The 24214-nt window shown below is 69.2% G+C and carries 30 protein-coding genes and 1 tRNA gene; 17 read left to right on the top strand and 14 right to left on the bottom strand.

Annotated elements, in window-relative coordinates; translation table 11 throughout:
* Window positions 1-65: 65 nt before the first annotated feature.
* Genes C441_RS14380 through C441_RS14390 form a run of 3 tightly spaced genes read left to right on the top strand, consistent with a single transcriptional unit; the run spans window position 66 to window position 3148 of the window.
* Complete coding sequence (locus C441_RS14380; RefSeq protein WP_007275733.1) at window positions 66-1100, top strand: thiamine pyrophosphate-dependent dehydrogenase E1 component subunit alpha; 1035 nt, start codon at window positions 66-68, stop codon at window positions 1098-1100.
* Window positions 1097-2107, top strand: coding sequence for an alpha-ketoacid dehydrogenase subunit beta (locus C441_RS14385; RefSeq protein WP_007275734.1), 1011 nt, complete (start codon window positions 1097-1099; stop codon window positions 2105-2107). Before C441_RS14380 ends, C441_RS14385 begins: the two co-directional genes overlap by 4 nt.
* The gene (locus C441_RS14390) at window positions 2108-3148 is read left to right on the top strand and encodes an NAD(+)/NADH kinase (protein ID WP_007275735.1); all 1041 of its coding nucleotides are present in this window, start codon (window positions 2108-2110) and stop codon (window positions 3146-3148) included.
* A 69-nt stretch (window positions 3149-3217) separates the two neighbouring features.
* On the opposite strand, the gene C441_RS14395 is transcribed toward C441_RS14390, so the two are convergent.
* On the bottom strand, window positions 3218-4708 hold the full coding sequence (locus tag C441_RS14395; protein ID WP_049920612.1) for a 2-oxo acid dehydrogenase subunit E2: 1491 nt from the start codon (window positions 4706-4708) through the stop codon (window positions 3218-3220).
* Window positions 4709-4798: 90 nt separating this feature from the next.
* Here C441_RS14395 and C441_RS14400 point away from each other — a divergent pair, with 90 nt between their 5' ends.
* Window positions 4799-5722 (top strand): sulfide-dependent adenosine diphosphate thiazole synthase, encoded by a 924-nt coding sequence (locus tag C441_RS14400; protein WP_007275737.1) that lies wholly within the window; start codon window positions 4799-4801, stop codon window positions 5720-5722.
* A gap of 81 nt (window positions 5723-5803) precedes the next feature.
* Here C441_RS14400 and C441_RS14405 read toward each other — a convergent pair whose 3' ends face one another.
* The 5 genes from C441_RS14405 to C441_RS14425 form a co-directional block, all read right to left on the bottom strand.
* Complete coding sequence (locus tag C441_RS14405) at window positions 5804-6265, bottom strand: hypothetical protein (RefSeq protein ID WP_007275738.1); 462 nt, start codon at window positions 6263-6265, stop codon at window positions 5804-5806.
* Window positions 6266-6331: 66 nt separating this feature from the next.
* The gene (locus C441_RS14410; RefSeq protein ID WP_007275739.1) at window positions 6332-7069 is read right to left on the bottom strand and encodes a class I SAM-dependent methyltransferase; all 738 of its coding nucleotides are present in this window, start codon (window positions 7067-7069) and stop codon (window positions 6332-6334) included.
* Window positions 7070-7081: 12 nt separating this feature from the next.
* Entirely contained in the window at window positions 7082-7981 is a 900-nt protein-coding gene (locus C441_RS14415) for a thiamine-phosphate synthase family protein (protein ID WP_007275740.1), read from the bottom strand.
* Window positions 7978-8565 (bottom strand): dCTP deaminase, encoded by a 588-nt coding sequence (gene dcd, locus C441_RS14420; protein ID WP_004065038.1) that lies wholly within the window; start codon window positions 8563-8565, stop codon window positions 7978-7980. Before dcd ends, C441_RS14415 begins: the two co-directional genes overlap by 4 nt.
* Before the next feature lie 50 nt (window positions 8566-8615).
* Window positions 8616-9356 carry a Yip1 family protein gene (locus C441_RS14425; RefSeq protein ID WP_007275741.1) on the bottom strand — a complete coding sequence of 247 codons (741 nt, stop codon included), beginning with the start codon at window positions 9354-9356 and terminating at the stop codon, window positions 8616-8618.
* 97 nt (window positions 9357-9453) lie between these two features.
* On the opposite strand from C441_RS14425, the gene pth2 reads away from it, so the two are divergent.
* Both pth2 and truD read left to right on the top strand, forming a co-directional pair.
* Entirely contained in the window at window positions 9454-9792 is a 339-nt protein-coding gene (pth2, locus tag C441_RS14430) for a peptidyl-tRNA hydrolase Pth2 (RefSeq protein ID WP_007275742.1), read from the top strand.
* Window positions 9792-11174: a tRNA pseudouridine(13) synthase TruD gene (gene truD / locus C441_RS14435; RefSeq protein WP_007275743.1), complete on the top strand. Its 1383-nt coding sequence runs from the start codon at window positions 9792-9794 to the stop codon at window positions 11172-11174. Before pth2 ends, truD begins: the two co-directional genes overlap by 1 nt.
* Before the next feature lie 45 nt (window positions 11175-11219).
* Here the strand turns inward: truD and C441_RS14440 are convergent, their stop codons facing one another.
* Entirely contained in the window at window positions 11220-12032 is an 813-nt protein-coding gene (locus C441_RS14440) for a hypothetical protein (RefSeq protein ID WP_007275744.1), read from the bottom strand.
* Window positions 12033-12158: 126 nt separating this feature from the next.
* Between C441_RS14440 and C441_RS14445 the strand changes: the two genes are divergently transcribed.
* On the top strand, window positions 12159-12884 hold the full coding sequence (locus tag C441_RS14445) for a DUF2103 domain-containing protein (RefSeq protein WP_007275745.1): 726 nt from the start codon (window positions 12159-12161) through the stop codon (window positions 12882-12884).
* 27 nt (window positions 12885-12911) lie between these two features.
* Here C441_RS14445 and C441_RS14450 read toward each other — a convergent pair whose 3' ends face one another.
* The gene (locus C441_RS14450) at window positions 12912-13916 is read right to left on the bottom strand and encodes an NAD-dependent epimerase/dehydratase family protein (RefSeq protein WP_007275746.1); all 1005 of its coding nucleotides are present in this window, start codon (window positions 13914-13916) and stop codon (window positions 12912-12914) included.
* Between the two features lie 102 nt (window positions 13917-14018).
* Here C441_RS14450 and C441_RS14455 point away from each other — a divergent pair, with 102 nt between their 5' ends.
* The 6 genes from C441_RS14455 to C441_RS20010 all read left to right on the top strand — a co-directional run bounded on the left by C441_RS14455 (window position 14019) and on the right by C441_RS20010 (window position 15818).
* A complete protein-coding gene (locus C441_RS14455; protein ID WP_007275747.1) occupies window positions 14019-14288 on the top strand; it encodes a hypothetical protein in 270 nt (89 codons plus the stop codon).
* A gap of 33 nt (window positions 14289-14321) precedes the next feature.
* Complete coding sequence (locus tag C441_RS14460) at window positions 14322-14456, top strand: DNA-directed RNA polymerase subunit P (RefSeq protein WP_004044283.1); 135 nt, start codon at window positions 14322-14324, stop codon at window positions 14454-14456.
* Between the two features lies 1 nt (window position 14457).
* Window positions 14458-14727 carry a KEOPS complex subunit Pcc1 gene (locus tag C441_RS14465; RefSeq protein ID WP_007275748.1) on the top strand — a complete coding sequence of 90 codons (270 nt, stop codon included), beginning with the start codon at window positions 14458-14460 and terminating at the stop codon, window positions 14725-14727.
* A 43-nt stretch (window positions 14728-14770) separates the two neighbouring features.
* A complete protein-coding gene (locus C441_RS14470) occupies window positions 14771-15154 on the top strand; it encodes a prefoldin subunit beta (RefSeq protein ID WP_007275749.1) in 384 nt (127 codons plus the stop codon).
* Entirely contained in the window at window positions 15155-15427 is a 273-nt protein-coding gene (locus C441_RS14475) for a DUF3194 domain-containing protein (RefSeq protein ID WP_007275750.1), read from the top strand.
* Window positions 15428-15611: 184 nt separating this feature from the next.
* The gene (locus C441_RS20010; protein WP_049920613.1) at window positions 15612-15818 is read left to right on the top strand and encodes an HVO_0649 family zinc finger protein; all 207 of its coding nucleotides are present in this window, start codon (window positions 15612-15614) and stop codon (window positions 15816-15818) included.
* Window positions 15819-15934: 116 nt separating this feature from the next.
* Here the strand turns inward: C441_RS20010 and C441_RS14485 are convergent, their stop codons facing one another.
* From C441_RS14485 to C441_RS14495, 3 genes are all read right to left on the bottom strand, one after another.
* Window positions 15935-17848 (bottom strand): DUF2070 family protein, encoded by a 1914-nt coding sequence (locus C441_RS14485; protein ID WP_007275751.1) that lies wholly within the window; start codon window positions 17846-17848, stop codon window positions 15935-15937.
* Between the two features lie 226 nt (window positions 17849-18074).
* Window positions 18075-18626 carry a GMP synthase subunit A gene (locus C441_RS14490; protein WP_004970223.1) on the bottom strand — a complete coding sequence of 184 codons (552 nt, stop codon included), beginning with the start codon at window positions 18624-18626 and terminating at the stop codon, window positions 18075-18077.
* Between the two features lie 115 nt (window positions 18627-18741).
* A complete protein-coding gene (locus C441_RS14495) occupies window positions 18742-19290 on the bottom strand; it encodes a DUF7097 family protein (protein WP_049920614.1) in 549 nt (182 codons plus the stop codon).
* 102 nt (window positions 19291-19392) lie between these two features.
* Between C441_RS14495 and C441_RS14500 the strand changes: the two genes are divergently transcribed.
* Both C441_RS14500 and C441_RS14505 read left to right on the top strand, forming a co-directional pair.
* Window positions 19393-19740 carry a DUF192 domain-containing protein gene (locus C441_RS14500; protein WP_007275753.1) on the top strand — a complete coding sequence of 116 codons (348 nt, stop codon included), beginning with the start codon at window positions 19393-19395 and terminating at the stop codon, window positions 19738-19740.
* 207 nt (window positions 19741-19947) lie between these two features.
* The gene (locus tag C441_RS14505; protein WP_007275754.1) at window positions 19948-21486 is read left to right on the top strand and encodes a (R)-citramalate synthase; all 1539 of its coding nucleotides are present in this window, start codon (window positions 19948-19950) and stop codon (window positions 21484-21486) included.
* 70 nt (window positions 21487-21556) lie between these two features.
* Here the strand turns inward: C441_RS14505 and C441_RS14510 are convergent, their stop codons facing one another.
* Together C441_RS14510 and C441_RS20015 are read right to left on the bottom strand one after the other, a co-directional pair.
* On the bottom strand, window positions 21557-21736 hold the full coding sequence (locus C441_RS14510) for a hypothetical protein (protein ID WP_004970228.1): 180 nt from the start codon (window positions 21734-21736) through the stop codon (window positions 21557-21559).
* 104 nt (window positions 21737-21840) lie between these two features.
* Window positions 21841-22002: a hypothetical protein gene (locus tag C441_RS20015; RefSeq protein ID WP_007275755.1), complete on the bottom strand. Its 162-nt coding sequence runs from the start codon at window positions 22000-22002 to the stop codon at window positions 21841-21843.
* A 104-nt stretch (window positions 22003-22106) separates the two neighbouring features.
* On the opposite strand from C441_RS20015, the gene bluB reads away from it, so the two are divergent.
* Window positions 22107-22772, top strand: coding sequence for a 5,6-dimethylbenzimidazole synthase (gene bluB, locus C441_RS14515; protein WP_007275756.1), 666 nt, complete (start codon window positions 22107-22109; stop codon window positions 22770-22772).
* Window positions 22773-22956: 184 nt separating this feature from the next.
* On the opposite strand, the gene C441_RS14520 is transcribed toward bluB, so the two are convergent.
* Window positions 22957-23041: transfer RNA gene (locus tag C441_RS14520), tRNA-Ser, on the bottom strand.
* Between the two features lie 203 nt (window positions 23042-23244).
* Here C441_RS14520 and C441_RS14525 point away from each other — a divergent pair.
* The gene (locus C441_RS14525; protein WP_007275757.1) at window positions 23245-24195 is read left to right on the top strand and encodes an AAA family ATPase; all 951 of its coding nucleotides are present in this window, start codon (window positions 23245-23247) and stop codon (window positions 24193-24195) included.
* Window positions 24196-24214: the final 19 nt, after the last annotated feature.

Consider the following 24214-nt stretch of genomic DNA (forward strand, 5'->3'; position numbering starts at 1 on the left):
CTGAATCGAGAACTGTCACGTTGAGTAAAAGTCATCATAGATTATGGCAATTGTTGGTACGTCGCATGGTGGTACTAGACATCGAGACGGAGGATGGACAGCGCGAGGCGCTTCGCCGGATGCTCACGATTCGGGCGTTCGACACGAAGGCGGCCGACCTATTCAGCGACGGCGAACTCCCCGGGTTCGTCCACCTCTACGTCGGTGAGGAAGCGGTCGGGGTCGGCGCGTGTTCGGCCCTCGAATCGGACGACTACATCACGAGCACACACAGGGGTCACGGCCACTGTATCGCGAAGGGACTCGACCCGGACCTGATGATGGCCGAACTGTACGGTAAGGCCAACGGCTACTGTAACGGCAAAGGCGGGTCGATGCACATCGCGGACGTCGACGCGGGGATGCTCGGAGCGAACGGCATCGTCGGCGCGGGGCCACCGCTGGCGACGGGTGCCGCGCTCACGTCGCACCTGAAAGGCGAAGACACCGTCGCGCTGGCGTTCTTCGGCGACGGCGCGGTCGCACAGGGACAGGTCCACGAGGCCATCAACCTCGCGGCGACGTGGAACCTCCCTGCGGTGTTCCTCGTCGAAAACAACCAGTACGGCGAGGCGACGCCCGTCGAGAAACAGCACAACGTCCAGAACCTCAGCGAGACCGCGGAGGCGTACAACATCCCCGGCTTCACCGTCGACGGGATGGACATCACCGCCGTCTACGAGGCCGTCAAGGAGGCGCGCAAGCGGGCCGCCGACGGCGAGGGGCCGACGTTCATCGAGGCCGAGACGTATCGGTACCACGGCCACTTCGAGGGCGACCAACAGCCGTACCGGACCGAAGAGGACGTGGCGATCTGGAAGGACCGCGACGCCATCGAGACGTTCAAGCGACGGCTCGTAGAGGCGGGGACGATAACCGAAGACGAGTTCGACGAGATGAAAGCCGAAATCGACCAGCAGATCGAAGACGCCGTCGGGAAGGCGAAAGACGCGGCGTACCCGGACCCCAGCGAGGCGTACGAGGACATGTTCAACGCGGCCGTCCCGGAGATTAGCGACTTCTCCAGCGGCATGCGGGCCGACGGAGGTGAGGACCGATGAGCACCGAGACCGGTAGCGGGACCGGCCCGGACCGGACGGAGGAGATGACCATCCGGGAGGCGATTCGACTCGCCCTCCGCGAGGAGCTCGAACGCGACGACGACGTGTTCGTCATGGGCGAGGACGTCGGCGCGTTCGGCGGCGTCTACGAGGTCACGGGCGACCTCGTCGAGCAGTTCGGCGAGGAGCGCGTCCGCGACACGCCCATCAGCGAGGCCGGCTTCATGGGCGCGGCGGTCGGCGCGGCGGCGACCGGGACGCGGCCGGTCGTCGAAATCATGTTCTCGGACTTCATCGGCGTCTGCTCCGAGCAGATAATCAACCAGATGGCGAAGAACCGCTACATGTTCGGCGGCAAGACGGAGATGCCCGTCACCGTCCGAACGACAGAGGGCGGCGGGAGCGGCGCGGCCAGCCAGCACTCCGGGACGATTCACACGTGGTTCGCCCACTTCCCCGGCGTGATGGCCGTCGCGCCCGCGACCCCCGCGTCCGCCAAGGGGCTCCTGAAGTCGGCCATCCGGTCGGACGACCCGGTCATCGTCTTCGAGAACAAGCAGATATACGAACAGAAGGGCGAGGTACCGCTCGACGACGACTTCACCATCCCAATCGGCACCGCGAGCGTCGAGCGCGAGGGCGAGGACGTGACCGTCGTCGCCACCCAGCGCATGGTCGGCGAGTCGCTCGAACTCGCCGAGGAACTCGCGGGACAGACGAGCGTCGAGGTCGTCGACCTCCGGTCGCTGTACCCGATGGACACCGAGACGCTGGTCGAGAGCGTCAAGAAGACCGGCCGCCTCGTCATCGCCGACGAGAGCCCGCTGTCGTACGGGACCCACGCCGAGGTGGCGACGCGCGTCATGGAGAACGCGTTCTACAGCCTCGACGCGCCCATCCAGCGGGTCGGCGTCGCCGACGTCCACATCCCCTTCAGCCCCGCGCTCGAAGCGGAGGTGCTCCCACACGGCTCCGACGTGGAAGCCGCAATCAACCGCATCGTGTAAGTGACGACCACTATCGGGCTCGTCGTCAACCCCGCCGCCGGCCGCGACATCCGCCGGCTCACCGGCGGCGCGAGCGTCAGTAACAACTACGCGAAACGCCGCACCGCGGGCTGTGTCCTCGCCGGGCTGACGCTCGTCGACGACGTGGAGGTGCTGGTCATGCCCGACAGCACGGGCCTCGCCGACCGCATCGTCGACGACGCGCCCGACGGTGTCAGCGTCGAGTTCGTGGAGATGACGGTCACCGCGTCGGGACGGGACAGCCGAGCGGCCGCGGCCCACTTCGCGGACCACGCCGACGCCGTCGTCGTCCTCGGCGGCGACGGCACGACGCGGGACGTGGCCCAGACCATCGGCGACGTGCCGGTCGTGAGCATCTCGACGGGGACGAACAACGTCGTCCCGACGCCCATCGACGGCACCGTCGCGGGCGCGGCCGCCGCGCTCGTCGGAAGCGGGGCCGTCTCCGCGGCGGCGGCGACGACGCGCCACGGGACCGTCGAGGTCGACGTCGTCCGGTCCGAGGAGACGACGGTCATCCGCGGCCTCGCCACCGTCGGCGTCCTCGACCGCCCCTTCGTCGGCACGCGGGCGATTCTCGACCCGAGCGACATCGTCGGCGGCGTCGTCTCGCGGTCGTCGCCCGCGGAAATCGGACTGTCGGGCATCGCCGGCGGTCTCGTCACGCACAGACCGGACGAACCCGGCGGCGTCGGCTTCCGACTGGCCCGTGACGGGGGTGACGGGACAGACGCGCCGGATGCGGCGGACGCGGCGACCGGCCCGGCGACGGCGGTCAGAGCGATTACCGTCCCCGGACGCCTCTCGACGGTCGACGTGGTCGAACATCGCGTCCTCGACGACGGCGAGGACTACGCGTTCGAGGTCGACCGCGGGGTGATAAGCGTCGACGGCGAGCGGGAACACGAGGTGCGAAACGGGACCGTCCGCCTCCGCCCGGTGAGCGACGGCCCGCGACTGGTCGACGTCGAGGCGGTCCTCGAACGGGCGGCCGACGACGGGCGCTTCAGGCTCGGGTGAGACGGCGGGGCCGAGTCGGTTCGGCCCGCCCGACCGGTTCGACTTGCGGTTGTTCGACCTGCGATTTTTTCACCGTCCGCCGGCGGCGATGACGAGCGACCACGGGTTCTCGACGTGTTCGACGAGCGTGCCGAGCATGCGGGCGGCGTCCGCCCCGTCGACGATGCGGTGGTCGAACGACAGCGAAAAGGAGATGACCCGGCGGACGGCCACGTCGCCGTCGTCGGTCGGCACGGCCTCCCGGCGAATCGTGTTGACGCCGAGGATGGCGACCTGCGGCGGGTTGATGACCGGGTCGAACGACTCGACGCCGAGGACGCCGAGGTTCGAGACGGTGAACGTGCCACCCGAGAGGTCGTCCATCGTGAAGTCGCCCGACAGCGCCCGCTGGGTGACCTCGGCGCGGGTCTCGGCGAGTTCGGCGAGCGACAGCGAGGCGACGTCGCGGACGACCGGCGCGATGAGTCCCTCGTCGATATCGACCGCGATGCAGACGTTGTGTTCCCCGTGGAGCCTGTGGACGCCGTCTTCGAAGGTCGCGTTGAACTCGGGGTGTTCGTCGAGCGACGCCGAGAGCGCGAGGAGTAGGACGTCCGTTATCGACACGTCCACGCCGAGGGCGTCGTCGGCGGCGTTCGCCGCGGCGAGCAGTTCCTCCGCGTCGGCGCGGCGGTCGACCGTGACGTGGACCGCCTCGCGGTAGCTCTCGCCGAGGCGGTCGGCGATGGTGCGGCGCATCCCCGACAGCGGGCGTTCGGTCTCGACCGGTTCGCTCGCGGCGGTCGCCTCGGCCCCGGCGGCCGCCGCGGAGTCGGTTGCCGCCGCGCTCGCGCCGCCCGCCGCCCGCACGTCGGACTCGGTGATGCGACCGTTCTGTCCCGTCCCCTCGACGGCCCCGATGTCGACGCCGAGTTCGCGGGCGAGGCGGCGGGCGCTCGGCGGAGCGAACACGCGCTTGTCCGCCGTGTCGGCGGCCGCCCCGGAGTCGTCGGCCTCGGCGGCCGCGCCCGAGTCCGCCGCGGCTTCCACGTCGCTTTCGGTGATTGCGCCCTGCGGCCCGGAGCCCTCGACGGTCGTGAGGTCGACCCCGAGGTCGTCCGCGAGTCGCTTCGCGCGCGGCGACGCGCGGACCTCGCCGTTCCCCGACGGGCCATCCGACCCGCTCGGGCGTTGCTTCGTGACCGACGAGGCGTCCCCCGTCGCCGCCGCCGTCTCGGTCGCCTCGGCCGCGCCCGAGTCCGCCGCGGAGTCGTCGGTCGCGGCGGGTTCGTCGCCGCCCGCACCGACGCCCGCGTCCGCCTCCAACCCGGAGATGTCCTCGTCCGCCCCGGCGACGATGGCCAGCGCGCCGCCGGGCGCTGTCGACTCGCCCTCGGCGAGCACGACGCGCCGCAGAACGCCGTCTTCCTTGGCGTCAATCTCCGCGGTCGTCTTCTCCGACTCGATTTCGGCGATTGGCTCGCCCTCGGTGACCTCGTCGCCCTCCGAGACGAGCCACGCCGAGAGCTCGCCGGACTTCATCTCTAACCCAAGCTTGGGCATCTTGACTACGTACGCCATGACAGTAACATACACAATAGAACGTGATATATCTAGGTCGCCGCGACCGCGACCACCAGATTTTACTACTAGGTTGTATCACTAGGTAGTATGTCGTTCGACGGATTCACCGACGCGACAGAAGCACAGGTCACGCGCGCGATCTCGGACTCGTGGATGGAGGAGTTCCGCGAGCGCACCGACACCGAGGTCATCGTCGTCGGCGGCGGCCCCTCCGGGCTCGTCGCGGCCAAGGAACTCGCCGAGCGCGGCGTCGAGGTGACCATCGTGGAGAAGAACAACTACCTCGGCGGCGGCTTCTGGCTGGGCGGCTTCCTCATGAACAAGGTGACCGTCCGCGACCCGGCCCAGCGCGTCCTCGACGAACTCGGCGTCCCCTACGAGGAGAGCGACGAGGCCGAGGGGCTGTACGTCGCCGACGGCCCGCACGCCTGTTCCGCGCTCATCAAGGCCGCCTGCGACGCCGGCGCGAAGATCCAGAACATGACGGAGTTCACCGACGTCGTCCTCCGCGAGGGTGACCGCGTCGGCGGCATCGTCATGAACTGGACGCCGGTCCACGCGCTCCCGCGCGAACTCACCTGCGTCGACCCCATCGCGGTCGAGTCCGACCTCGTCCTCGACGCGACCGGCCACGACGCCGTCGTCCTCTCGAAGCTCTCCGAGCGCGGCGTCCTCGACGTCGACGGCATCGAACACGCCAAGGAACACAACACGGGCATGGACAAGACCGCCGACGGCGAGTACGGCGCGCCCGGCCACGACTCCCCCGGCCACGACTCGATGTGGGTCGCAGAGAGCGAAGACAGCATCGTGGACGCGACGGGCGTCGTCCACCCCGGCGTCGTCGCCTCCGGCATGGCCGTCGCCACCGCCCACCACCTGCCGCGGATGGGCCCGACGTTCGGCGCGATGTTGCTGTCCGGGCGACAGGCGGCGCAGTCCTGTCTCGACGAACTCGGCCGCGACGCGCCCGAGGTGAGCATCTCCGGTCCCGCTCCGGCCGACGACTGACCGTCTCCCGACGGTCCGATTGTCGGCTCCCCCGACGCCTCTGACACTCGTTCTGGGTCGCTCCCGACCCGTTTTCCGTTACTAGATTCCCTCGCGTTCCTGCTCGTGAACCCAGCCGAGCGTTCGCCTGAGTCGCGCCCACCCACGGTTCCACACGAGCAGAAAGCCGGGGACGACACCGACGGCGAGCAACGCGAGATAGTACTGCAACTCGACGACCGGTGGGTACGCCACCGACGCGATTACGTCGAGGAGTCGCAATGCGAACCAGAGCCGCGCCGCGACGAAGTGACCGATAACGAAACTGCCGACGAGCCGCTCCTGAACGCCCGCGGGCTCAGTCCGCCCGCCGATACGGCTCCGGTAGAGCAGATACCCGACGACGAGCGGTTCGAAGACGACACAGCCGAGCGCCCACAGGAGACTCGCGTTGCTCCCTCGCTCGGCGGCGTCGAGAGACACCCAGTAGCCGACGAGCCCCAAGAACAAGAGGTGAAACGCGTTGAAGGGCGCGCCGAGAAGCTCCGCGAGGAACGAGGCCATACCACCCGTCGACAGCGGGGCGACATATCGCTTCTGTCGGCCGGTCGGACCGCACGACGGCGATTGCTACTCCACCGCGCCCGCACGAACCCGAGCGAAGCCGAGCGCGTGGGTCGTCTCGTGAGTCACCCGACACCGCGATTCGAGCGCCCGGTGGGCCGCGACGAGCCGCCGGTTCAGCATCTTCGTCGGCGACGCGCGCATCGTGCGCGACCCCGGCGGCGCGGTGACGCGGACGAGCGCCCGAAACGCCGGATTGAGCGGTCGCCAGCGCGGGTCGGTCGTCTCCGCGAGGTCGACGAGACAGAGCCGACCGCCCGGCCCGACGAGGTCGGCCCACGACGAGACCGCGGCCCCGGGGTCGTCGAACATCCCCGAGACGAACGTGGCGAGGACGGCGTCCGGGGCGTCGGGGACGCCGGCGGCGTCGTTCGGTCGGACCGGCGGTCGGGTCGCGTCGGCGCGGACGAGGTGGACGTTCGGGTACTCGCGGGTCCGCTCGCGGGCCACGTCGAGGACACCCGGAGAGAAATCGACGCCGACGACGGTCCCCGCGGGACCGACGCGCTCGGCGAGATACGGGAGGTTCGCGCCCGTTCCGCATCCCATCTCGACGACCGTCTCGCCCGGAGAGAGCGCGAGCGCGTCGGCGGCTTCGGTTCTGACGCTTCCGACGCCGGGCGCGCGGCGGGCGAGCGCGTCGTACAGCGTCGCCCAGCGGGTGTAGAACGACTGGGCGACAGACGACGGCGAGCGAGAGCCGGAACGAGGGCGGGAACGGGAACGGGACTGTTCGGCAGTCATGAAACGGGAGCCTCAGAGCAGGACGCGGACCACGTCGGCGACGGCGGGCGCGTCGGGGCCGAGGATGTACGTGATGGGTTCGATGCCGTAGCCGCCGCTCTGGTAGACGACGAACGTCTCCGGGAGGTCTCGGCCGGCGAGGAGTTCGCGGACCGGGTCGGTCGGCGCGTCGGGGTCGAACTCGATGCACTCGTAGCCCGCGGCTTCGAGGTCCTCGATGACGCCCGCGTCGTAGACGATGTTGAGCGCGGCGTTCACGTCGGCACCGGCGGCGCGGGCCGAAAGCAGGACGCCCGCGACGTGGCCGCTGACGCCGAACTCGGGTTCGCCGGGGACGGTCGCCTGCCCCTTCACGTCGAAGATGCGGCCGGGGATGGCGGCCACGTCGTCGACGCTGTCGGCGTCAGGGAGCGACTCCACGAGGTTGGAGCCGACGTTCGGGATGAGCCCCGCGAAGCCGGAGGTGTTCGTGAGCATGCGGAGGCCGCGGCGGACCGACGAGCGGACCTGCTCGACGGTTCGGAGCCGGCCCTCGGGGTCGTGGATGCTCCGGAAGCCGTCGTGGGAGGCGAGTTCGGGCATCCCCTCTTCGTGGAGGTCCGAAAGCAAGTCGCCCTCTTCGAGTTGGCGGATGAGGACCTCGGCCTCGACGAGCGCCTGCACGGGCGTCATGTCGCCGGTGGCGAGGCCGTCGCCGACGCGGGAGACGAGGTCGACGACGCGAGGGTCGTCTGCGACCCGCTCGTTCGTGGCGACCTCGCCGTGGGCGTACTTCGAGACGGCGCTCTGGCTGATGCCGAGCGCCTCTGCGACCTCCGACTGGGTGAACCCGCGGTCGCGGAGGTCCTCCGCGAGGAGCGCGCGGAACGTCGGGAGGAACGCGTCCACGACGATTTCCTCGATGAACTTCATTCGTCGCCACCGAACTCGGGGTCGGAGCTGAGCCGTGACGCCTGCGGCCCGCGCTGGCCCTGATACTTCGAGCCGCGTTCGACCCCGTAGGGGCGGTCGGCGGGCGACTTCATCTCCGTGAACACGAGCTGTGAGATGCGCATGCCGGGCGTGAGCGCGACCGGCGCGGTGCCGAGGTTCGACAGTTCGAGCGTGATTTGGCCCTCGTAGCCGGGGTCGACGATGCCGGCGGTGGCGTGGATGACGACCGCGAGGCGGCCGAGCGACGACCGGCCCTCGACGGTCGCCAGCAGGTCGGCGGGAATCTCCACGCGCTCTTTGGTCGTGCCGAGGACGAAGTCGCCGGGGTGGAGGATGAAGTCGTCGCCCTCCGGGACGTGCGTCTCGCGGACGTACTCGGAGACCTCGCTCTCGCGGTTCGGGTGGATACAGGAGATGTTCGTGCGCTGGAACTCCAGGAATTCGGTGCCGAGACGGAGGTCGACGCTCGCGGGCTGGACCTGCATGTCCACGTCGTCTATCGGGTCGACCACGAGGTCACCCTCGGCGAGGCGGGAGAGGATGTCCGAGTCGGAGAGTATCATACTCGAAGGGAGCGCGTCGCGGACAAGTAAATCCACCTTCTCGGCGCGGCTCAGGGGAGTTCGAACAGGAGGCCGACGAGGCTCAGGCCGACGGTGACGACCGCGGCCGACCCGACGTCGAGGTCGCGGGCGCGGGCCATCCCGTAGGTCCGGACGTACGTCGCCCACGCGACCGTGACGACCACGACGGCCCCGCTGACGAGGCCGAATCCGGAGAGCGCCGACTGCATCGCGGCGACCGCGGCGTCGGGCGTCGACGGGAGGTCGATTCGCGGGAGGGCGTAGGCGAGGTAGCCGGCGAGCGCGAGGGCGCGGGCCGCGCTTGGGACCATTCCCCACGCGGCGACCGTCAGCGTCTCGGTGAAGTCGCCCTCGCCGCCGACGAGCGACGTTCCGAGGTGGAGCATCGCCGCCTCGAACAGCCAGAACAGCGGCACGCCGACGAGCATCGCCCACGGCACCCACGAGATTTCCTGCCAGACGAGGTCGCCGAGGCGCTCGTCGAGCTGTTCGGGCACCGACGGGTCACAGCCCGCGGGCGCGTCCATGTCGGCGAACGGGCCGCCCTCTTCGTAGTTTTCGCACATCCAGTCGGGGGCGTGGTCCGGGTTGTCGACGCTGACCCGCTGGTCGAGCTGTTGGGTGAACGTGACGAGGATGCTCCCGGTGGCGGCCGCGACGACGAGCGTCACGAGCGCGACGACGGCGAGCGCCCGCCCGGCGTCGAGCGGTCGCGGCCGCGACGCGAAGTACTCGCGCGGCTTGCGGAGGGGGGTTCGGGGACCTGCCATCGGTCGAACCACGGAGATGTCGGGGAAATGCCTTCTGCCCGCCGGCGCGACGCCCGCGATGGGAGGACATTTACCGCGTCGGCGGGGAGTAGCGGGCATGAAACAGGCCATCGTCGCACGCGCCGACCTCGGCATGGGCCGGGGAAAGCTCGCCGCGCAGGTCGCCCACGCCTCGCTGTCCGCCTACGAGGACACCGACTCGCAGACCCGGAAGCGCTGGAAGGGCGGCGGACAGAAGAAGGTCGTCCTCAAGGCCAACGGCGAGTCCGAACTGTTCAAACTCGCCGACAAGGCCGAGCGGGCGGGCATCCCCCACGCCATCATCCGCGACGCGGGACACACGCAACTCGACCCCGGCACGGTGACGGCGCTCGCCGTCGGCCCCGCCGACGACGACGAAATCGACCGCGTGACCGGCGACCTCTCGCTGTACTGATGCGCGAGGCACACCCGCTTGAGCGCGCGGTCGGCATCGACAGCTACGTGAGCGACGCCGACGGCGTCGGCGGCCGCCTTCGCGTCGCCCCCGAGGACTTCCGCGTGCGCGAACTCGAACTCGACTCGCTGAACGTCCGCCCGCCGGACGCGCCGACCGGCGACTTCCCGAACCTCGTGCTCCGCGTCACCCTCCGCGGCTGGGACACCAACGACTTCGCGGGTCGGCTCTCTGACGAACTCGACGCGAGCAGAGAGCGCGTCTCGTGGGCCGGCACGAAGGACAAACACGCCGTGACGACCCAGCTTTTCACCGTCAACGGCGGCGACGCCGCCGACGTGCCCGAGATTCCGAACGCCGACATCGAGGTGGTCGGTCGCCTCGGCCGCACGCTCGACTTCGGCGACCTCGCGGGCAACGGCTTCCGCATCCGCGTCCGCGACCCCGAGAACCCCGACAACGCCGCGGCCGTCACCGACGCCCTCGCCGACTTCGGCGGCCGCGAGGGCCGCGTCGGCGTCCCGAACTTCTTCGGCCACCAGCGGTTCGGCAGTATCCGCCCCATCACGCACAAAGTCGGCCTCCACGTCGTCCGCGGCGAGTGGCGCGAGGCCGTGTTGGCGTACTGCGGCGGCCCGACCGAGGACGAACCCGAGGAGACACAGGAGGGCCGCGCCGTCGTCGACGAGGAAGCCGCGTCGGCCGACCCCGACTGGCACCGCGCGCTCGACGCGATTCCGGGCTATCTCGGCTACGAGCGAGGGATGCTCCACCGACTCGCCGAGGACGGCGCGGAGACCGACGAGGACTGGCGCAACGCGCTCGAATCGGTCCCGTCGAACCTCCAGCGGCTGTTCGTCAACGCCGCGCAGTCCTACGCGTTCAACCGGATGCTCTCGGAGCGCCTCGACCGCGGTCTCCCGTTCGACGAACCCGTCGAGGGCGACGTGGTCTGCTTCGCCGACCGCGACGCGCCCGAGGGACTGGAACTCCCCGACGTGAGCCGGCTTCAGACCGCGACGGGCCGCCGGGTCGACGTCATGAGCCGCCACATCGAGCGCGGCCGCGCGTTCGTCACGGCCCCGCTCGTCGGCACGGACACCGAACTCGCCGAGGGCGAACAGGGCGACATCGAGCGGGCCGTCCTCGACGACCTCGACCTCGAACCGGGCGACTTCGACCTCCCCGGCAACTTCCGGTCGACCGGGACGCGCCGGGCGATTCTCGTCCGCACCGACCTCGACGTGGACCGCGAGAGCGGCGACGCCGACGACGCCGACGGCGCTGGCGACGACCTCGTCTTCGACTTCGCGCTCCCCCACGGCTCGTACGCGACGGCCGTGATGCGCGAGTACCTGAAGGCCGGACCGCTCGACCTCTGAGAATCGAACCGAGACGCGAACTCACAATCGAACCGAGACGCGGGCCTACTGTTCTACGGCGTTCGCGGCGGGACTGGCTCCCGCCTGCCGCGTCGCGTCCGCGGTGCGCGTGGTCGCGTAGCCGATGGCCGCGAAGGGAAGCGAGAGAAGCGTCGCGGCGACCGCGAAGCCGACCGCGAGGCCGACGGCCACCGGGTCGAAGCCGGCGGCCTCCGCGGCCGGCGGGAAGTACGACCACGCGGGGACGGCGAACGCGAGCGCCGAGACCGCCGCGCCGAGGCGGAACCGGCCGCGGGCGCTGGCGACGCCGAGGGCGTAGCCGACGGCCAGCGGGAGCGCCAGCGTGGCGGTCCGGGCGACCGCGGGCCCGGCGACGAGCGCCGCGACGACACTGGCGAGGGCCACGGGAGCCATCGCGTACAGCGACCCGGTGACGACGCCCTCGGCGTTCGAGCGGCCGGCGAAGACCGCACCCGCGGCGGCGAGGAGCGCGACGCCCGCGCCGGCGACGACGACCGGCCGGTCGCGCGCGAAGACGACCACGAGCGGGACGGTCGCCGAGGCGACGAGCGCGAACGCGATTTCGGCGGTCGTCCGCGTGTCCGCGGGGTCGCGGTGGGCGACGAAGGCGCGGAAGCTCCCGGCGGCGACCCACGCGAAGGCGGCGAACAGCGCGGTCGAAAGCGGCGCGGCCCGGCCGAGATACGAGGCGACCCCGCGGCCCGTGTCGAGCGCCGACTGGCCCAGTTGCGTCGCGAGGCGGACGGTCGTCTCGGGGTCGGCCGCGAGCGCGACCAGTCCGACGAGACCGGCGAGCGCGAGCGGCGACAGCGACGCGAGAAGGGCGCGGCGGCGCATACGGAGTGGTCTCTCGGACACGGGGACGAATATGTTTCGCCGGGCGCGTCGCGCGCCGGGAGCCGCGGCGCGCCCGCCCCGACCCGCATAAACGACCTTTTGTACGCGCACGCCCGACACGTCGATATGCACTGTCGGCGGTGTGGAAACCCGTTAGAGAAGCCGGGAGACTACTGTCTCACCTGCAACACCGCCAACTGCGACGCCGTCGTGGCCGTCTTCGAGGCCGACCGCGCGACGCTGACGTTCCTCGACGAAGAAGACGTGCTCGGCGAGACGACGGTCACGACGATACCCGAGTCGGACGACGAGACGAAGGTGGTCCAGCTCCGGAACTTCGCCGGCCTCGTCGCCGACGAGATTCGGCGCAAGCGCCCCGAAACCGTGTACGCCGCGGGTGCGCGCGCGCCGCTTCGCGAGACGCGCGCGCAACTCCACCACGAGTTCTACCGCGTCTCCGACGACGACCCCGTCCAGCGCGTCCTCGACACCCGCGGCGAGCGGACGCTCGAAGTCGTCGATATCCCGCCCGCGGAGAAACTGGGCGGGAGCCACAGCACGCTCATCGGCGGGCGGCGGGGTCGCCGGGCAATCGGCGTCGTCGCCGGCCACCCGCACGTCAAGAAGGTCATCCCCGGCCCCATCGACGCCGGCGGCACCGGGTCGCGGACGGGGCTCCGGGCGAAGGTCACCCGCGCCGACGACAACGGGAACGTCAGGCTCCTCCTGCGAGACGGGTCGAGCGTCCAAGAAAACCGCATCGTCACGACGGCGATGAACCGCGAGACGGGCGAGCGCGTCCGCGACGACCTGAACGAGGCGTTGCGCGAAGACGGGTTACAAGGCGAGTAGCGAAGAAAGGAGCGTCGGACGACCGACTCAGGCCGACTCGGTCGCGCCCTCCGGGGCCGTCTCGATGTGAATCGGCTCCGTCTCGCCCGCCTCCCCCTGTGATTCGTACCACGCGACCGTCTCGGCGATGGCGTCTCGCAGGGGGGTCGGTTCGACGGCGTCGCCGAACGCCTCGCGGAACTTCGCGTCGCGGACGACGTACGGCTCCTCGAAGGCGTACCGCATCTCCGAGAGCTCTTTCAGCGGTGCGCTCAGGTAGCCGCCGAGGGTCAGCGCGAGCCCCGGCGCGGCGATGATGCGCGGGAAGCCGGGGTCGACCTCGGCGGCCTCGTAGACGAGGTCGACGAAGCGGCGCGTCGAGACCGTCTCGGGGTTCGGGACGTGCCAGACCTCGCCGAGCGCCTCGTCGCGCTCGCCGAGGAGGACGAGCGCCCGCGCGAAGTCGGGGACGTAGGTGTAGGTGTGGGCGAGTCGCGGGTCGCCGAACACCTTGGCGCGCTTGCCGGCGACGGCGGCTCCGAACACCTGCTCGCCGACGACCGACTCGCGGACGCGCGGACCGAAGAAGTCGCTGGCGCGGCCGATGGTCGCCTCGACGCGGCCCGCCTCGTGGGCGTCGAGGACGATGTCGGCGCACTCGGCTCTGGTCTGTCCCTTCGGGCCGGTCGCGGCATAGGGGAGGTCCTCGGTGAGCCGCACTTGCACCGGGCCGTACATGTAGAGGTTCTCGGCGACGACGAGGCGCGCGCCGGCGGCTTCGGCCCCCGCGACGATGCCGCGGGTGAGGTCGGGGAACAGTTCGGGCCAGTCGTCGTACGGCGGTTTGGCGCAGTGGTAGACGACATCCGCGTCCGCGAACGCGGCGACGGCGCGGTCGGGGTAGAGCACGTCGGCGAGGCGGCTCTCGACGCCTTCGGGGAGGAAGTCGGGTTCGTGGCGGGTCACCGCGGCCACGTCCTCCCCGCGTTCTCGGAGCTGTTCCATCACCGCGAGTCCGACGGGACCGGCCCCCACCACCACGTGTTGTGTCATGGCCTCCCGTACGCGCGCCGGCGACAAAGCGGTGTCTAGGCCCGTCAGGTCCCGAGACGACTCGTAGGGTTTATCCATACCGGCGAGGTAGTTCGCGGTACTATGGCCGACAACAAGGCACGATCCGTCGGTAGTTCCGGGCGCTTCGGCGCGCGGTACGGCCGCGTCGCTCGACGCCGCGTCAAGGAAATCGAAGCAGAGATGCGCAACTCCAAAGTCGACGGCGACGACGTCACTCGCGTCGAAACCGGCGTCTGGAAGAACGAGGAGACCGGCGAGGTTTTCACCGGCGGCACCTACCGCCCGCAGACCCCCGCCGGCAAGCAGGTCCGCCGCTCCATCCGCGCCGCGCTCACCGGCGAGGACGAATAACTCCCAAGTAGTCTCGACGCTTTCCATCTCACAATGAGCTACAAGTGTTCCCGGTGCAAGCGCGATGTCGAACTGGACGAGTTCGGTGGCGTCCGCTGTCCGTACTGCGGCCACCGCGTCCTGCTGAAAGAGCGGTCGCCCAACGTCAAAGAAGTCGCCGTCGAGTAGCGTGCGCCCAGCGCACAGCGCTTCGCTCGAATTCGACTATTCTACCGAGCGGCGCGCGCGCGTCGTCGAGCGAAGCGTCGCCGTCGAAACGGGTGAGATAGACGACGCTCGGTCCGGTGCGCGCGTCGCCCGCGAGGGGCGGACCGTCATCGTCACCGTCGAGGCCGGCGACCTCGTCGCGCTCCGAGCGGGCGTGAACTCGTGGATACGCCTCGTAGAGACCGCAGAGCGCGTCGCTTCGGCGGGGAGCGCGCTGTCGGAGTCCGCGTAGGAGACCGCGGGTGTTTTAGGGCCGGCGTCCCGTCGGTTCGGGTATGCAGGGAAGTCTACCGCCGGAAGCCCAGGAGAAGCTCGAAGAACTGCAGAACCTTCAGGAGACCGCCCAGAACGTCTCCGAGCAGAAGCAGTCCTCCGAGACGGCGCTCAACGAGGCGCAGACGGCGCTCACCACGCTCGAAGAGATTGACGGTGACTCGAAGATGTACCGCGAGGTCGGCGAACTCCTCATCGAGACCGACTACGAGTCGGCCAAAGACGACCTCGAAGAGAAGGTCGAGAACCTCGAAGTGCGCGTCGAACAGCTCACGAAGCAGGAGACGCGCGTGCAGGAGAAGTTCGAGAGCCTGCAGGAAGAACTCCAGCAGATGCTCCAGGGCGGCGCGGGCGGCGCGGGTCCGATGGGCCCCGGCGGCGCGTAAATGCCACAGCCGACGGACGAAGAAGTGGTCGAGACCGCCGCGGAGGCGGCTGAAGGCCTCATCTTCGCCCGCTTCAAGCAGTCTCGCGTCAAGGACTTCGACGTCACCGTGACGTTCGAAGACGGCGTCCTCGACGTTGACGTGTACGTCAACGCGCCCGACGACGCCGACGACGCGGAGGCGGTCGCCGAAGAGGCGGCGTTGACGGCGCAGGAGGCCGTGGACGAGCTGTTCGCGGCCGCCGACGCCGACGCCGACGCCGACGAGGAGTAAGGGACGTTCTCGCGGGCACCCCCCGCACTCGGTTTCTCCCGGCGAGCGGCCGCGCTGTCGCGGCCGTCGCGCGGAACGAACGCGAAGCGATTCGCTCACAGAAGTTTGGATTCCGCAAGAATCACCACTGGCCGGTGTGAAACCACCCGACACAATTAAACATGATAGTGATGTATGTTACCTCATGTCAATACGGAGAACCCCGAGAGGGACGACCGCGTTGGACCGGTTACGAGAGCGATACAGCGAGGCCGACCTCACCTGTTCGAAGTGCGGCTTCACCGACGACGACGGCGAGTGGTCGGCCAAGACGACCGGGTCGAGCGTGTTCTACCGGCGCGTCTGTCCGAGTTGCGGCGCTATCGAGACGCGAACGCTCTCGCTGAAGTAGTACGGCGGGCGGTCGCTCGTCGCTCGAATCGACCCGCGAGTGGCGACGCCGGAACCGCAGAGAACGAGAGGTGGGGGAGCGCCGGACGAAGACGAGCCGCCGGCCGCCGGCGTCATCTACGCGAGGAAGAACACGAGCAGGCTGACCGCCATCGCCGCGAGGATGAGCGCGATTGCGAGCGCCCCGCCCATCGAGACGACGACGTTGGCGTGGCTGGCGAGCGTCTCGGTGCGGTCGTTGCCGAAAATCGTCACCTCCGCGCGTTCGGTCGCCATGCCGGCGACGACCGGCTCGGCGTCCGCGAGCGCGTCGTCGACGAGGCGCTCGATGGTCTCGCGGAGTTCGTCGGGGTCGATGGCCGCGCCGACCTGATTTTCCGCCTCGACGGTGTTGACGATGTGGGTGTCCGTCGTCATCACCTCGGCCACGTCGGCTCTCGCGTCCGGGCCGGTCGTCAGCCCCTCGACGATGCGGTCGCGCAGGCCCGGTTCCATGTTGTTGCCGTCGATGAGGACGTACGCGGTCGTCTGGTCGCCGACGGTCGTCGCGGCCACGCGGATGCCCAGCGGGCCGATTCCCTCCCGCGTCGTCCAGTCGGTCGGGTCGAACGCCGTTCCCAGCGAGAGCGACCCGGACGGCGACGCCGAGAGCTCCTCGCCCGCGAGTCCGGCGGCGGTAATCATGTCGAACGACCGCTTGCTCCCCGGCGTGACGTGGCCGAGGTCGGGACCCTGAAGCCCGTTGTTGCAGTTGTGGGCGTCGACGAGAAGCACGTCGCGCAGTCCCGACGTTCGGGCCTCTGCGGACGCCGAGAGGCCGACCGCGTACTCGACGTCGTCCGCGAACTGCGGGGCGTACGTCGAGACGAGGAGCGCGTCGTCGCCGAAGCGCTGACCGAGCATCTTCGCGTCGCCGGACTGCACGCGGACGCTTTCTGTCACGTCGGAGCTGTACTCGATGCGCTCGTAGGCGTCGTCGGCCGCGTCGAGGACCACGTCCACCTCGCGTTCGGTCACGAGGTTGAAGTCGTGCCCCGCGGTCGCGTGGGGCGGGAACACGAGTCCCTCGCCCCGGCGGGCGACGCGCTCGGGGAAGTTGCCGCCGCCGATTTCGCCCATCGGCCCGGGGTGAATCATCGGCAGGACGAACCGCGCCTTCTCGGTGCCGTCCTCGCGCTCGAACGAGAGCACGGTGACGGGGACGATGGCCTCCTGTCCGAGCTGTTCGAAGAAGTCCTCCAGTTCGCGGGTGCCCTCGGCGATGTGGCCGATAAACCCGCGGATGAAGTCGAGGACCGACACGCCGAGCCCGCGACGCCACGGGCGGTCGACGATGCGGAGGAAGACGTAGACGCCGATGGCGTACATCACGCAGGTGATAGCGAGGAGTTGGAAGTGACTCAGCGCGATGGCCGACAGCTCCGGCGGGGCCCGGTCGGGGCGGGCGAGGTAGGGCATCAGATAGGCGTCGAGGATGGGGCCGCCGACCTCGAAGAAGCGGAGCGTCCCGCTGTAGACGAACAGGAGGGCGGCGGACGTGAGCGTCTGGATGCTCGCCGGGACCGCCGCGATGAGCAACGACGACCGCGAGACGGCCATCACGATGAGCAGGCGGAAGGCGAACACCGACGCGAGGGCGACCACGAGCGCGTCGAAGATGAACGTCTGGCCGAGGCCCGTAAAGACGGAGACGATGGCGGCTCCGGTGAGGAACGTGACGATGATTACCTCGCCGGCGAGCGCGAGGAGCGACGAGCGGTTGTGCGTCAGCTTCCCGCCGACGAACCGGTCGACGCCGGTGGTGCCGAACGCCGCGACGACGGTCGGAATCCCGATGAAGAAGATGCCTTCCCAAGCGTCTCTCCCGAGGAAGAAGATGCCCCGCCACGACCCGGCGAGGTCCCCGGAGTCGAACGCGCCGATACCCGCCATCGCGGCGACGAGCAGGGCGAACCCGAGACTCGTGTACCAGCTGGGCGCGCGGAAGATGAACCGCGAGAGCCCAGCGAGGTCGCTCTGGGTGGAGGTCATTTCCCGAACAGACAGAACGGAGGCCGGTAAATGTCTCGGCTTGCGTCCGAGAAACGACCGTGAGAGATTGCGTCGCGTCGCCGGGATGCGGTTTTCCGCGGCGGCGACAGGAGAAGTGAGTCGCGGCGACAGGAGAGAACGCGACGAGTCACCGCGGAGAACGCGGTCGCGGTCGCGTCGAAGACGGCCGACCGCTCAGCTCTCGATTACTGCTCGCAGACGCCGGCTATCGCTCGCAGATGTCGATGAAGTTCTCGAACACTTCCTCGCCCTCGTCGGTGTGGGCGACCTCGGGGTGCCACTGGACGCCGTAGAGGTCGCGGTCGGTGTCGCTCATGGCCTCGATGGTACACACGTCGCTCGTGGCGGTGTGCGTGAAGCCCTCGGGGACCTCCTTGACTTCGTCGGCGTGGCTGGCCCAGACGCGGGTCTCGGGGGCGAGCGAGCCGATAAGGGGGTCGTCCTCGTCGAGGATTTCCACGTCCACGTCGGCGTAGCCGCCGTAGTCGCCGGAGCCGACGCGACCGTCGAGTTCTTCCGCGAGAATCTGCATGCCGAGACAGATGCCCAAGACGGGCACGTCGAGGTCGAGGTAGTCGGGACAGCGGCCGATGCGGTCCATGTCGGGGCCGCCGGAGAGGACGATGCCGTCCGCGTCGATGTCCGCGGGGTCGGTGTCGTTGTCGACGAGTTCGGTGTCGACGCCGAGGTCGCGGAGCGCGCGCCGTTCGAGGTGGGTGAACTGCCCGTGGTTGTCGATGACGACGATGCGGGTCATGTCCCGGATTGGACCACCGTGCCTAAAAGTCAATCGAAGAGTGGTCGAGATACGCGTATCCGTGCATCAGATTGGCACGTCGAGGGCGGTTGGAGACGGGAGTCGCCACGGCGACTCACTCGTCGCCGGCGCGGTCCCGGGCCGTCTGGAACCCGAGTTCGTCGAGTTCCTTCGTCCGGCGGCCCTCCCGCTCGGCGAGCGCCTCGACGTCGGGTGAGGCGTCGTCGTCGATGCGGGCGAACGACTTGTGGACCTTCGTGTGGCACCACCGACACAGCGCGACCGTAATCTCGTGGGAGGGTTCGTCGCTATCGCCGTCACCAGCGCCGTCACCCCCGCGGCCGCCGTACGAGAGATGGTGTTCTTCGAGTAAGGGGCGAGCGGTCGAATCGTGGGCCATGCGGACCTCTTCGAGGCCGCACCGAACGCACTCGCGGCCGCTCGTCGTCGAGGCGTAGTGCGGGCAGTCGCGGAAGTCACAGCCCTCGGCGGCCGCGACGCAGTCGTAGTCCGCTCGGGCGCGCTCGCGGGCGAACGCCGGGTCGCGGTCGGCGTACTCGCGGGCGAGCCGGCACGCGCCGTCGCTCGTGAGGTGGTCGCAACGGCCGGCGTGGTCGTAGGGGTCGTCGACTCCCACGGGCGTCCCTGTCGGCGTCCGCTCCATGGCGCGCGTTCGGGGCGGGGCAAGCCTAAACGTTGCTCTCGGCGGCGGACGGCCCGCCGTCTCGGCGGTGGTTTCATCACGTCCGCCGTCGAAGCCGGCCCCGTGAGACTCGTTCACCGACAGAACGGAGACCAATCGACCCTCGCGTCGAACGTCGAGACGGCCGACTCGTTTCTCTCGCAGGCGCGCGGGCTGATGTTCCGCGGCTCCGTGCCGGACGACTACGCGCTCGTCTTCCGGTTCGACGACGCCGACCGCCACAGCCTCCACATGGTGTTCGTCCCCTTCGACATCGACGCGCTCTGGCTCGTCGGCGACGAGGTGACGAAGAAAAAGCGGCTGTCGGCGTGGACGGGCATCGGCTTCGGGATGGCCGACACCATCGTCGAACTCCCCGCGGGGGCGGCCGACAGCGTCGAACCGGGCGACTTGGTCGAGGTTTCGGAGTGACTCGCCGGTCTCGAATCAACGCCCGTCCAGCGCGGTCCCCGGAGAGACACCAATTTCTGTCGGAACCATCTCTTTTATCCCTTCATCGACAAATGTGTTCAACTACTATGTCGGAACCTACCACACCGACGGAGGATAGAGTAAGTCGTCGCGAGACGGCTGGCTGTGAAATTCGACGGTTCTAACCCACAAGGACACGATTCTACCGTGAACGAACGATTCGGGAAGACCCCCGAGCTACGCACTTCTGATTCAGTACAGCTCTTAGACACCACGCTCCGCGACGGCGAGCAGGCCCCCGGCGTCTCGCTGACGCCGGCCCAGAAGGCCGACATCGCCCAGGCGCTCGACCGCGCCGAAGTCGATTACATCGAGGCCGGAAGCGCCTGCACCGGCCCCGGCGAGCGCGAGACCATAAAGCGCGTCACGTCGCTCGGCCTCGACGCGACGGTGACGAGTTTCGCCCGCGGCGTCAAGAACGACGTCGACCTCGCGCTCGACTGCGACGTCGACGGCATCACGCTCGTCGTCCCGGCGAGCGACCGCCACGTCGAGTCGAAGGTCGGGACGACCCGCGAGGACGTCGTCGAGACGACCGACGAACTCGTCGCCTACGCCAAGGACCACGGCCTCTGGGTCGAGGTCATCGGCGAGGACGGCTCGCGGGCCGCCCCGGAGTTCCTCGAATCGCTCGCGCGCGCCAGCCACGACGCCGGCGCCGACCGCTTCTGTTTCGCCGACACGGTCGGCCACACGAGCCCCGAACACACCTACGAGGTCGTCTCCCGACTCGCCGAGTTGGGTCCGACCTCGACGCACACCCACGACGACCTCGGCCTCGCGATGGCGAACGTCCACGCCAGCCTCGCCGCGGGTGCCGACCTCGTCCACACCACGGTCAACGGCATCGGCGAGCGCGCCGGCAACGTCGCGCTCGAAGAGGTCGCCATCGCGCTCGACCACTGCTACGACGTCGAGACGGTGAAACTCGACGAACTGTACGCGCTCGCCCAGAAGGTCGCACAGGCCACGGGCGTCGCGCTCCCGCCGAACAAGGCGGTCGTCGGCCAGAACGCGTTCACGCACGAGAGCGGCATCCACACCGACGGGACGCTCAAGGACGACGCGATGTACGAGCCGTACCCGCCGGAGACGGTCGGCCGCGAGCGCCGCCTCGTCCTCGGGAAGCACGCCGGTCGCGCCGGCGTCAAGGCCGCGCTGGAGGAACACGGCGTCGACGCCACCGACGAGGAGGTCGCGGCCGTCGTCGAGCGCGTGAAGGAACTCGGCGACCGCGGCAAGCGCGTCACCGACGCCGACCTCCTCGCGTTCGCAGAGGACGTCCAGGGCCGCGAGCGCGCCCGACAGGTCGAACTGCTCGACCTCACGGCCGCCTCGGGCGGCGGCACCCCGACCGCGAGCGTCCGCCTCCGCGTCGAGGACGAGGAACGCGTCGCCTCGGGCACCGGGTCCGGCCCGGTCGACGCCGCGGTGAAGGCCGTCCGCGAGGCGCTCGGCCCCGACGCCGACGCCCAACTCGACGAGTACCACGTCGACGCCATCACCGGCGGCACCGACGCCGTCGTGACCGTCGAGGTGACGATGTCGCTCGGCGACCGGAGCGTCACCGTCGCCGCCTCGCACGCCGACATCACGCGAGCGAGCGTTCAGGCGATGGTAGACGCGCTCGACCGACTGCTCGCGCCGAACCACACGTCGCCGACGCCCGCGTCGGCAGACGACTGAGAAAACTAAACCGTCGCGTCCGCTCCCGCGTTTTTCTCCCTACTCCGGGACGACCGAGTCCGAACCCGGACTACTGCGTCTCTTTGGCGACGAGGTAGGTCCAGCCGCCGCGGCGCTCGAACCCGATAGCGTCGTCGCCGAGTTCGGTCTCCGCGAAGTCGGCGACGCGGCCGGTCCGGACCGTCGTCACGTCGATGCGTCGCGTCCCGCCCCGTTCGCTCGTGTCCGCGCTTGCTACGTTCGCACTCATACGTTGGCCGACGCGGGCAGGGGATATGTATCGCATCCTAGTAGAGTGAAAGTGAAATCGAGGGACTGCGCGGGGGGAGGCGCTCACGCGGGGGAGAGCGTGACTCAGGTCGAACTCGGCTTCGAGCCCAGTCCGAAGGTGATGAGAGTGGCCACGATGACGAACGCGACGCCGAAGTAGCCGGCAAGTCGGTAGACCTCGATGGTGAGCAACAGGAACAGGAGGGCGATGATGACTTCGAGTCTGTGTTCGAGTGTGGCGTCCATACGGTCCACCATTCGTGTCTGATTAGTAACTATTTCGGCAGGCGAAGCGTGAGCCGTCTGGCGTATCAGAACCGATTTGCAATCCAGTCTGGACTACCGAAACGATGGTTGGGTTCACGGAGCGCGAACGGTCGGGAGTGTACAAGTCGATTTACGCGCGGCGGGACATCCGGCGGTTCGGCGACGACCCGGTGTCCGAGGAGACGCTGGCGCGACTGCTCGACGCCGCCCATCACGCCCCGAGCGTCGGCTTCTCGCAACCGTGGGACTTCGTCGTCGTCGAGGACGACGAGACGAAAGCGGAAATCGCGTCCATCGCGGAGCGGGCGATTGCGGCGGCCCGCGAGGGCTATCGAGAGCCTCGAAAATCGGAGTTCGGCCGGCTGAAGTTGGAGGGCATCACCGACGCCCCGGTGAACATCTGCGTCACGTGCGACCCGACGCGGGACGCGCCGCACGTCCTCGGGCGCAACACGATGCAGGCGATGGACGCCTACTCGACGTGCCTCGCGGTGCAGAACCTCTGGCTGGCCGCGCGGGCCGAGGGCGTCGGCGTCGGCTGGGTGTCGTTTCTCTACCCGCACGAAGTCCGCGAGGTGCTGGGTATTCCGCACCACGTCGAGCCGATTGCGTATCTCTGCGTCGGCTACCCCGAAGACGGATTTCCCGAGGAGCCGGTGCTTCAGCGGGAGGGTTGGCGCGAGCGCATCGACACGAGCGAACTCGTCCATCGGGAGCGGTGGGAGTCGAGAGAAGATATCGAGGACTGAGACACGGTGGCGCGACGAGACGCGCCACTCAGAACGTTGTGGCCGCGAGAAGCGCCGAGGGAGAGATTTGAGCCTCACTCGCTCACTGCGTTCGCTCGCTGGTTCAAATTTCGGGTCGTCGCACATCCTCGTCACGCGGGGCGAGAGACATGAACGTCTCTCGCAGGGTGACGTTCGGAAGAAGCGCCGAGGGTGAGATTTGAACTCACGTGTCCGAATGGACAGTAGATTTCGAATCTACCGCCTTGGCCGGGCTAGGCTACCTCGGCTTCCATCGTTGTCTCTCTCGCGGATAGTTTAATCCGTTTCGATTTCCGAGGGCCGCGGCGGAGAGTCACACGGATGCGGTCGGCGGGTCTGCGCCGGCAGGAACCGGGAGCGGGCGAGGTCGGCGACGGACGACGGGCGACCGACCGGCCGACCCGACCCCACCGACCAACGGGAATAAGTCGCGCGCAGACCCGAGAGGTGTATGGACATCGACACGGCCAGCGAGACGTGCGACGAGGTGCTCGACGCCGTCTCGGAGGCCGTCATCGCCGACCGATCCTTCCTCGAAACCGTCCTGACGGGCGTCCTCGCCCGCGGCCACGTCCTCCTCGAAGACGTTCCGGGAACCGGGAAGACGCTCACCGCGCGGAGCGTCGCCACCGCGCTCGGGCTGTCGTTTTCCCGCGTGCAGTTCACCCCGGACCTGCTTCCCGCCGACGTGACCGGGACGAACATCTACGACGAGCGCGAGCGGACCTTCGAGTTCTCGCCGGGACCAATCTTCGCCAACGTCGTCCTCGCCGACGAGATCAACCGCGCGCCGCCGAAGACGCAGGCGGCCCTCCTCGAAGCGATGGAGGAAGGGCAGGTGACCGTCGACGGCGAGACGCACAAGCTTCCGAAACCGTTCTTCGTCATCGCCACGCAGAACCCCGTCGAACAGGAGGGGACGTTCACCCTGCCCGAGGCGCAGGTCGACCGGTTCGTCGTGAAATCGGCCATCGGCTATCCCGACCTCGACGGCGAGGTCGAACTTCTCCACCGGCGCGCGGGTCGGAGCGAACAGAGTCCGAGCGTCGAACGCGTCCTCGACCGCGACGCCGTCGCCGCCGTCCGCCGCGCGCCCGAGTCGGTCCGCGTCGAGGACGACCTGCTCGACTACATGGCGAAGCTGGCGCGGGAGACCCGCACCGACCGCCGGGTCCGCATCGGCGTCTCGCCCCGCGGGACCCAGCGGCTGTTCGAGGCCACCCGCGCCCGCGCCGTCATCGAGGGCCGCGAGTTCGTCACGCCCGACGACGTAAAGCGCGTCGCGCAGTCGGTCCTCGCCCATCGCCTCGTTCTGACGCCGGACGCGCGGGTCGAAGACGTGCGGAAATCGGACGTCGTCGACGACGTGCTCGGCCGGGTGACCGTGCCGACGCTGGAATAGCTGGAAACCAACGCGGACG

It is taken from the genome of Haloferax sulfurifontis ATCC BAA-897, assembly GCF_000337835.1.
GTDB lineage: Archaea > Halobacteriota > Halobacteria > Halobacteriales > Haloferacaceae > Haloferax > Haloferax denitrificans.